This window comes from Okeania sp. (genome assembly GCF_035285525.1).
Lineage (GTDB): Bacteria > Cyanobacteriota > Cyanobacteriia > Cyanobacteriales > Microcoleaceae > Trichodesmium.
Genome location: NZ_JAYKGW010000152.1, coordinates 1 through 8270, shown reverse-complemented (window position 1 = coordinate 8270; position 8270 = coordinate 1). Strand labels below are relative to the sequence as shown.

Annotated in this window: 5 protein-coding genes; 1 reads left to right on the top strand and 4 read right to left on the bottom strand. The window is 33.6% G+C overall.

Annotated elements, in window-relative coordinates:
• Nucleotides 1-984, top strand: a 984-nt coding sequence (locus VKJ25_RS14500) for a thiamine pyrophosphate-dependent enzyme (protein WP_324237343.1), incomplete at its 5' end; no start/stop codon positions are given.
• A 754-nt stretch (nucleotides 985-1738) separates the two neighbouring features.
• Here the strand turns inward: VKJ25_RS14500 and VKJ25_RS14495 are convergent.
• From VKJ25_RS14495 to dndC, 4 genes are all read right to left on the bottom strand, one after another.
• Nucleotides 1739-2419 carry a DUF2459 domain-containing protein gene (locus VKJ25_RS14495; RefSeq protein WP_324237342.1) on the bottom strand — a complete coding sequence of 227 codons (681 nt, stop codon included), beginning with the start codon at nucleotides 2417-2419 and terminating at the stop codon, nucleotides 1739-1741.
• 880 nt (nucleotides 2420-3299) lie between these two features.
• On the bottom strand, nucleotides 3300-5282 hold the full coding sequence (gene dndD / locus VKJ25_RS14490) for a DNA sulfur modification protein DndD (RefSeq protein WP_324237341.1): 1983 nt from the start codon (nucleotides 5280-5282) through the stop codon (nucleotides 3300-3302).
• 176 nt (nucleotides 5283-5458) lie between these two features.
• A complete protein-coding gene (locus VKJ25_RS14485) occupies nucleotides 5459-6514 on the bottom strand; it encodes a serine hydrolase (protein ID WP_324237340.1) in 1056 nt (351 codons plus the stop codon).
• Between the two features lie 820 nt (nucleotides 6515-7334).
• The coding region (gene dndC / locus VKJ25_RS14480; RefSeq protein WP_324237339.1) for a DNA phosphorothioation system sulfurtransferase DndC at nucleotides 7335-8270 on the bottom strand (936 nt) is incomplete at its 5' end.

The window sequence follows — 8270 nt, the reverse complement described above, 5'->3', positions numbered from 1 at the left end:
TTTGCTACACAATTAAATATTCCGGTTGCTAATACTTTTATGGGTAAAGGTGTGATACCTTATACTCATCCTTTGTCTTTATGGACGACTGGTTTACAACAACGCGATTATATTAGTTGTGCTTTTGATGAAACAGATTTGGTGATTGCAATTGGTTACGATATGATTGAATATTCACCGAAAAAATGGAATCCTCAAGGGGAAATTCCGATTATTCATGTGGGGGAAAAATATGCGGAGATTGATAGCAGTTATATTCCAATTGCAGAAATAATTGGAGATATTTCTGATTCTTTGAATGAAATTTTACGACGTTCGGAGCGCATAAATAAATTAAGTCCGAGTATATCAGAAATTAGAAAAAATATGCGCTCTGAATATGAGGAATATGGTAAGGATGATGGGTTTCCGATTAAACCTCAAAAACTAATTTATGATTTACGCCAGGTTATGGGTGCGGAGGATATTGTGATTTCTGATGTTGGTGCCCATAAAATGTGGATTGCTAGACATTATCATTGCGATCGCCCTAATACTTGTTTGATTTCTAATGGTTTTGCGGCGATGGGTATTGCGATTCCGGGAGCGATCGCTGCCAAGTTGGTTTATCCTGACCGCAAGGTTGTCGCAGTAACAGGAGATGGTGGGTTTATGATGAACTGTCAAGAGTTGGAAACTGCTTTGCGGGTGGGTACTGCTTTTGTGACTTTGATTTTTAATGATGGCGGTTATGGTTTGATTGAGTGGAAGCAGGAAAATCATTTTGGTACGTCTTCTTTTATTAAGTTTGGCAATCCTGATTTTGTGAAATTTGCAGAGAGTTTCGGTTTGAAGGGTTATCGAGTAGAGTCTGCTGCGGATTTAGTTCCTATTTTGAAGGAGGCGCTTGCTCAAGATGTTCCTGCGGTGATAGATTGTCGGGTTGATTATCGGGAGAATGCTCGTTTTACTAAAAAGTCAGGTGGTTTGAGTTGTGCGATTTAGTAATGAGTGGTGACACAGCCTTGAAGGCTGTAACAACCTGGAAGGTTGTGTTACAAAGATAGAGGTTAATTTTTAAGTGTACCTCACCATCCTGTAGGGACGTTCCATGGAACGTCCCTACTTTGGTTTACGGATTTGATAGCGGTCGCACTTGACAAGCAGAAAAAGTTGTTATATTATCTAATTAAATAAGTATTGTGGGAAAATAGTGGCTCTTTTTTTAGGGAAATAATTTATTCAAGTCTGGTGTTGCAGGGAAGAACATAGGTTAAGACCTCTCCCCCAACCCCTCTCCTACTTTTGAGAGGGGAGTTATTCTCCCCCAAGGCGCTTCTGGGAAGGGGGCTGGGGGGTTAGCTTTTATAGCGGCTCTAGCTTCAGAACATAGGTTAAGACCTCTCCCCCAAAGCGCTTCTGGGAAGGGGGGGGCTGAGAGATTAGGTTTCATTTAACCAACCATCAGGAATAGGCATTTGATGAAGTAGCTGTAGATTGGGTTAAGGAACGAAACCGAACACCAATAATAGTATGGCTTTGTTGAGTTTCACTATCGTACCGCTACGGGTTAGCAAGCAACAACCCAACCTACATTTTTAGGCGTGTCAGTAACGCACTATAAATCGTCTACCAATCCCAAAAAAAGGTGCGTGAGGAAAAATTTCTGGAGTTTCCCCAAAATTGAAAAAAGGATGCCGTCACACACCTACAAATTTCGAACTTTTGAATTTTGAATTTAAGAAAGCGATCGCAGTTATTAGCAGTTATCATTAAGATGATACATAATTGAGCTAGAAAGTCCTGACCATAGAGGAGTTGTTATTCCTGCTAATCTCAGAGCTTCTGCTGTCCAATCATTACAAGCTCTTAAAATTGAATAGGTATCTTTTCCTGCATAAAAACCAACTTTATAATTAGGGTCTATTTTGATAATTTTTCTATTATTTTGGGCATCAAATTGAAAAGAATTATTGATAAATTTGGTTAGAATTAGATAATTAGATTGACTAATCATAACACATTTAATTTCATATTTTTGAGGAATATTTTGATAAGCTAATACTCTGATTGCAGAAGGTGTTGGTAGGAATAGAGCTTTCAAAGCTGTCACGATTGGTAATGATGTCTGATTATAAGTTTCTAGAAAATAAGCTCTATCGCCTAAACCAAAAGCTAGATAATTTATGGAAATTGATGGATTAGCTATTAATTTTAAGTTTAAATGTTGTTGCCAATCCCAAATTTTGGTTTGAACTGGAAGTAGAATATCTGTATGAATACCCATATTATAAACATATATGGGTATGGTCTTATTTGAGAAGTTCAAATCATCAGAATTATTACTCAAATTTCTCGGAGTAAAGTAACCAATATTCAAGCAAATAACTACAAATATTATAAAAAATAATGAAGTTTTAGCAATTCTATTTTTTGACATAAAAAAATAGGTTAAATCAATAATTAATAATTAATAATTAACAATTAGTAATTAGGGTTTCCGTATGGAAATATCAAAGCATTGATACATAAAGGTACTTACCTTTTTTGGGTCAAAAAAAGTGTACTTATTTCAGCAAAAAACACTTCAATTAGTTAGCATTTCAGGCTAGCTATGGCAGAAAAATTAAGGAACAATTATTCCTCCTAATTATTTTTATTCCCACCCGGACTACAGTTCCCACACTCTGCTTTTTCAGCAAACTATAATTAGGGATTGCTGATGAAATATAAAAGGATTTATATCTAAAGGTTTTAGTCATTTTAGGCAGTAAAAAAGTACCAGATTTTAGGTCGGGAAAGCTAAAAAGTCAGCGTTGGTAAATCAAGGGATAAAGTTTGAAAAGTAATCTGTTTTTAATACCTCTAAATATTTAACTAGAGTAAGTAATGGGAATCACCCCTATTCAAAAATTATCCCACCAATTAAATTACCAACGCTAATTAGTATTTTTGGCTAATTGTGACAGAAAATCAAGAGATAATTCTTATTCCTACCTCTTTTGTAATGACTATTCCTTCTGGATTGCAGAATTGCTAGATTCTGACTCCTCCCTCGGACTAAAAGACTTTTTCAGCAAACTATAATTAGGGATTGCTGATGAAATATAAAAGGATTTATATCTAAAGGTTTTAGTCATTTTAGGCAGTAAAAAAGTACCAGATGTTTGCCTAAGTCAAAAAGTTAGTATTTGGGCAAGAGTTGGGCAGAAAAATTAGAGGTGATATAGCAATCTTAAATAGGTTGTGACAAATCAAAAAGTAAATAAAAAAATAGAAATTCGCACCTGTTCCCTATTCCCGATTCAAGTAGTTCTATATTACCAGAAATAACCTTTTTTGATATTAGTTTGATTTTTTTGAGAATCATATTTGAGCAAATATTCGTATTGGATCGCTTCTAAATTACGCAAATTTTCTACTTCTAATTTACCAACTTCAGTATCAGTAGATAAGAGAATTACTTGATGACTAGCAGCAGGGAAATAACGTTCAACTAAATTTTGCCGATGCTCTGAATCTAACCTACCTAAAGGTGTATCAATAACCACAGGTAAACGTCTACCAGAAACTCTTGCTAAACCCCATAAAAAAGAAATTGCTAAAAGTTGTTTTTCTCCAGCAGATATTCGATGTTTAGGAACAAGTTTGCCTTGATTATCATAGAGAGAAAGAGCAAAATTATGAGTATCAATAGCGATGCGATGAACTAAGTCAGACTTATGCAAAAGGTAACGTAAACATTCAGTAATTTCTATTTCTAATTTATTGAGTTTTTTGACAGTTAATTTATCTTTAAATAGCTGTAAAGTTTGCTTGACTTTGGCAGAAGAATTAATTATATGTTGAATATTTTGACGCTCCATAGTTTCGTCGGTAAAATTAAACAATTCTTTCTTAGTTTTATTAATCGCATCCTCCAAATTTTTGCGATCGCGTTGACTATTTTCACAAGCAACTTGTACTCTTGCTAACTCAGTTTGCGCTTCTTCCAAAGCAGTTGCTAAAAGTTCATAAGCTTCGGGAGATGCTGCGGTTGCTAATTGTTTTTCCAGAACATTTATTTCTACTTCCAAATCTTGCAAACTACTTAAACTTTCTTGAGCATTTTTCCGAGAATTTTCAATGTCATTGCGCAACAAATTTTCTAATAAAGTTAAAGCTTCTTCATCAGCCAATAACCAAGGTTCATCAACTTGATTAATCTCTTCTTTCAGGGTCAAATTTTCTTGATTGAGAAACTCTTCAATTTTACTAACTTTATCAATAGGAATAGATAAATTATTCAGATAATCAAGTAGACGTTTATCTCTTTCCTGAAAAGCATCCAAAGCAATTTCAGCTTCCTGACGTAAAATTTCTAAATCGCCTTGAGAACTTGCTTGTTCCAAAAGGGGAGAAATTAAAGCTAGAGGTAAAGCACCCCCAGCAAGTTCAACCATTTTTTGACGAGCATTATCCATTTCCAATTCTACATCTTTAAACTCTTGTTCTAACTGACTTTTTTCCGCAGCAATTTTTCCTCCTTCTGAGACAAATTTTCTCATGGCTTTTTTTTGCTTTTCTTGAGATTTATCTAATTGCTTTTCTAAATCTTTCAATTTTTTTGTAGCAACTTCCAAATCTGTTTTTTGCTGATGAAGTTTTTGTTCAATTTCTTCTAAATTTGCTATTTCTTTAGTCTTAGTAAGTTGTTTCTTTTTCCGAGTCACTAAAATATCTAAATCTGCTGCCAAACGTTCGGCTAATTCTAATCCTAATAATGATTGAATTGCATCTACGACTGAAGGTGGTGGTATTTCTAGTTCAGCTAACTCTTTTACTTGTTCTCCATCAAAAAGAAATAGATTAGAAATTCCCAAAGGTAAGAGATTTTCTATATATTCATCCCAGGTATTTGCTAAGTAAGAATCAGGCCATTCCCCATCAAGGATTCCTAGATTATCTTTACCATCTTTCGGATTTTTTTCCCAAGTACGAACGATACGATATTCTACAACTTGGTCGTCTTGAATATGTTCAAAAGCTAATTCAATTCGAGTTTTTTCTGTAGGAGGAGTATTGCGATTTACGCATTGAGAAAGAAAGTCACCATAAGTTAAATTTCCTCTAGTTGAACATTGGGCACGATGACCATAAAGTGCCAGACGAATAGCATCTAAAAGAGTAGTTTTTCCGCCTCCATTCATACCTCCAAATAAGATGATCGGACGGGGATGGTTAGTGTTAGTAGGGCGAAGGTTTATTGTTTGTTTACCGAAGTATGGTCCGAAGTTTTGTAAGACGAGTTCTAGAAAAATCATTTTAGTTTTTTTAGGGAATACGGAGTAGAGAATAGGGAGAAAATTAGCGAGATAATTAACTTGATTTTTTGGTAGTTCTGTATATGTAGTGATATGTTAATATAAGCCATTAAGTGATGACATTAATTTCTGAAATCAGAAAATGTTTAAGTACCAGTAGTCTGAATATATCGCCATCAAAAAGATTCTTTTTTGAAAATATAATCGGCGATATTGGTAATAGATTTGCGAAGGGCTATTTCGCTATAATCTCCATCATCTATTACAGTAATAATATAAATTTCCCCTGATACTTTTATAGCCAAAGTAGTACCAAGAACTCCAGCATTTTGACCTGTTTTTTCTCCCATCCATTGAACTTTAGTATTTTCTAATGCAGTAAATCCTAAATCATGATCGTGCTGTTGAGCAAGTAAAGTAGCTAATAATTTATAGTGTGTTAAATGAAGATTGCTATAAATACGGACCATCATTATAGTAAGTTCATCACTATTTGCAGTATTAGGAATGAATCCCATATCATATGGAATAATATAATCACCTATGAATTTAGAATTGACTCTTAATATTTTATAATCCTGTTCCTCTAATACTTGGTTGATATAACTACGACTCAAATAATCTATTAATTGATTAGGAGCAATATTACTACTATTAATAATCATTTCAGATAACAGTTCTTTTAAAGTATAATTGTTTCCTGCATCTAAGGTTGAATTATCTTCAGTAAAATTTTCTGGTTCTAGATAAATTTGAGTGTTAATATCTATATTGTTTGTAGTTATTTTTTCGATAAGTGCTACAGCAATAGGTAGCTTCATTAAGCTAGCAACACTAAGGAGTTGTTCATTCCCGTTGAGATGTTCGCATAGTCCTTTGAGGTTGCAAACTGTAATATTAGCTTCTTCAGATAAACCGCTGTTCATTGCTATATCTTTCAAAGATTCTGAAGGTACAAATGTATAAGATTCTGAGGGTACAGATTTATAAGATTCTGAGGGTACAGATTTATAAGATTCTGAAGGTACAGATTTATAAGATTCTGAAGGTAGAGATTTATAAGATTCTGAAGGTAGAGATGTATAAGATTTTGAAGGTACAAATTTATAAGATTTTGAAGGTACAAATTTATAAGATTCTGTTTTAGCTGCGTTATTCTTGTAAATAAAAATCGTACTTGTAAACATAGATATAGATATAACAAGAAAAATTAGGGAAGTTCTTTTTAACATAATTATACTGATAATTTTATAGCTGATTATATACAGCGTTAGCGGAGCTTTGCGGAAGGCGATCGCCTACACAATAATTTTTTAATTTTTAAGCAGGAAAGAATTCAGCAATTAATAATGAACAATTAATAATTAATAATTACCCCTTCTTGAAAAAAGGGGATTGACTCAAAGGAAAATTTTTCATTTTTCTCCCTAATAAAGGGAGGCTTTCAACCTGAATTGTTGAATGAATAATTAGGGCTTGCGTATAGAAATATGAAAGAATTTAAAAATAAAGATTTTAGCAACTTGTTTGTTGGAAAAAAGTATCAGCTTTTAGGTCAAAAAGATTAAAAAAGTTAGAACAAAAAGCTCGCGCTTTAGAGAAAAATCAAGAGACAATTCTGCTAACTAATTCCTTTATAACTCTTATTTTTCCTGACTCCTAACTACTCCCTACCTCTACCATCAGACTTTTTCAGCAAACCCTAATTATTAATTATTAGGAATGAGAATTTATTAACTTCCAGATTTCCTGTACAGGAGCATTTTAGTGCGGTACTTCTAGCCAATTTTTGTGGATATTATTTAATTCTCATTCCTTAATTATTCGGTAAGATTTTCAACATTAATGTTAAGAACTAATCATTTACATTAACTTATAACTACATATATAGAACTACCACTGGGAAAATAGAGGTTTTCCAGATATAAGTTTTTCAGATAAATTTTCATCATCTGAAAAATCAAATTTTCTTGCTAAAAAAACAGATAATTTTTGCCTCTGACTCAGACTGGAAAAAATAGAGATTTATCAAAAGAGAAAAGTAATTATTCATTATTCATTATCTATTGAGCTTTGACGAGAAAACTTCATATTTGCCCAACTTAATTGTTTAATTTTCTCTGACACTTTTCCTGTCTCGACAGCTTCTTTTAAATCTCTTTTATTATGAGCATTTTGAATAGCTTCTTCCTTAGAACGAGAACTTGTTTCAAAACATTTTTCGAGACTTTCATAAATCCTATATCGGTGAGACTTAATATAATATTGCCGTTCTGTATCTAATAGTTTTGCCATAAGTTCAAGGTGCATTTCATCCTCATTACATATTTCTTCTAAAACAGACCATTCATCACTACCTAAAAGACTTATTCCTGCACCAGGACGACAATCTTGAAATTCTTCTCCTGTTACCTCTTCATATATGCGAGGTAAACTATCATCAAACTCGTGTTTTTCTTCCAACCAAATACGTCTAATTTCACTCAATTCTTCCAAAGAAATAAGAGTAATATCTCGCAGATTTTCTGGAGCAGTTTCCCGAATTTTTGTTTGAGCTTCTAATAGTTTTCTCAGTAAAGTATCCCGCCATTCTTTTTTGTAAGGACCTGGTATTGGTTCCACAGAAACTTCACCATCTACTTTCCGTTCAAACAGTTGAACTGTACCCCAAATCCTCCGAAAATCTCTTTTATTTCTGTCAGAAATATCTAGTTCTTTACGCAAGTCTACTAATGGTTGTAACCATTCTTTTTCTTCATCATTTTGAATCATTACTGACATAAACTTCTCAGTATCTACTAAAGTGCAAACCCAGCATCCAAACCGAGAACTTCCACAACTAGGAGTAGAAGTATCAACTACTAACGGACATTCATTATCTTCCGTTGCACCTCGATACATTGCTAGTAAATCTTGATTACTATTTCCCCAAGGATTTTCCCACTGCATTAAATATAGCCAAACTTCATCAGTTCGCCAGTCTTCAAT